At 43.0% G+C, this 1,690-nt stretch carries 1 protein-coding gene and 1 pseudogene; both read left to right on the top strand.

The annotated features are described in order from the left end of the window. A partial coding sequence (locus KIV40_RS29460; protein WP_285352791.1) for a mannose-1-phosphate guanylyltransferase/mannose-6-phosphate isomerase occupies nt 1-1,157 on the top strand: 1,157 nt, incomplete at its 5' end. Nucleotides 1,158-1,163: 6 nt separating this feature from the next. Next, nucleotides 1,164-1,690 (top strand): annotated as a pseudogene (locus tag KIV40_RS29455) (phosphomannomutase); the annotation flags it as partial.

Genomic DNA, 1,690 nt, shown 5'->3' with positions numbered 1-1,690 from the left:
CACCAGCCATCACATTGGCGGCTTTTCATGCAATAAAAGAAGGTAATGACCCGATTTTACTTGTACTGGCTGCAGATCATCTCATACAAGATGTCTCTTCTTTTTCAAGTTCGATAGAAACTGCAAAAGCCTTTGCCAATGATGATCAGCTTGTGACTTTTGGCATTGTCCCAGAGTCACCAGAAACCGGTTACGGCTATATAAAGAGAGGGGAAAAAAAATCGCCAGATAAAGAGGGCTACAATGTCGATAGTTTCGTTGAAAAACCGAACGCGGTGACAGCGCAGGCCTACCTCGACTCCGGAGAGTACTACTGGAACAGTGGTATGTTTATGTTCAAAGCATCAAAGTACTTAGATGAATTAAAACAGCATAAACCTGACATTTATAAAGCTTGTGAACGAGCTCTAAAAAATACTCAAACCGATCTTGATTTCATTCGAGTAGACAAACAAGAATTTGAAGCTTGTCCTGACGATTCCATTGATTATGCTGTTATGGAGAAAACCGTGAGTGCCACTGTTATCCCGATGAGCGCAGGTTGGAGTGATGTAGGATCTTGGTCCGCACTTTGGGATGTCTGTGAAAAAGACGGCAACGGCAATGTGGTCAAAGGAGATGTCATTTCAGTAAACTCAACAAACAGTTATCTTCACGCTGAAAACAAGCTCATTGCTACCGTTGGCATCGATGACCTCATTGTTGTTGAAACAAAAGATGCGATACTGGTCGCGGATAAAAAGCAAGTTCAAGACGTCAAATCTGTCGTTAAACAACTCAACGAACAAAACCGAACTGAGCATATTTTGCACCGAGAGGTCTACCGCCCTTGGGGTAAATACGATTCCATAGACAATGGTAATCGAGATCACGTTAAAAGAATTACGGTAAACCCGGGAGAAAAACTCTCCATCCAAATGCATCACCACAGAGCAGAGCATTGGATTGTTGTATCCGGCACAGCAAAAGTAACCAATGGAGACAACACGATTTTAGTCACTGAAGATCAATCCACCTACATCCCACTAGGGACGATTCATGCGTTGGAAAATCCAGGCAAGATCCCGTTGGAAATGATTGAGGTTCAAACAGGCTGTTACCTTGGTGAAGATGATATTGTTCGTTTTGAAGATCGATATGGCCGTTTGGCTAAGTGAGATAATATGCTAAATACGAAAGATATTATACAAAGCTCTGGCATTCAATTTGGTACAAGTGGTGCCAGAGGTCTAGTAGAGCAGTTTACGCCAGAAGTATGCAGTGCATTCGCACATGCTTTTATCTCGATAATGGCAAGACAATTCTCTTTTACGCAGGTTGCGGTTGCTATCGATAACCGTCCTAGTAGCCCAAGTATGGCGCAGGCAATAGTGTCGGCAATTGAGAGCTTAGGATTTGAAGCGGTATATTATGGCGTGATCCCAACACCTGCTCTAGCTTACACCGCGATGCAAGCCAATATGCCGTCCATCATGATCACCGGAAGTCATATTCCGTTTGATCGCAATGGCATTAAGTTCTATCGACCAGATGGTGAAATATCAAAGTCAGATGAGCAAGCTATCTTAACAGAGAGCGTTGCCTTTGATATCGAACATCACCAAAGTCAATTAAACGTCAATCAAAGTGCTGCAAAGTCTTATGAAGAACGATACTCTGCGCTATTCGACCGAAGCTTCCTTCAAGGTAA

This window comes from Vibrio sp. D173a, assembly GCF_030248475.1.
This window is presented reverse-complemented; position numbering and strand designations above follow the sequence as displayed.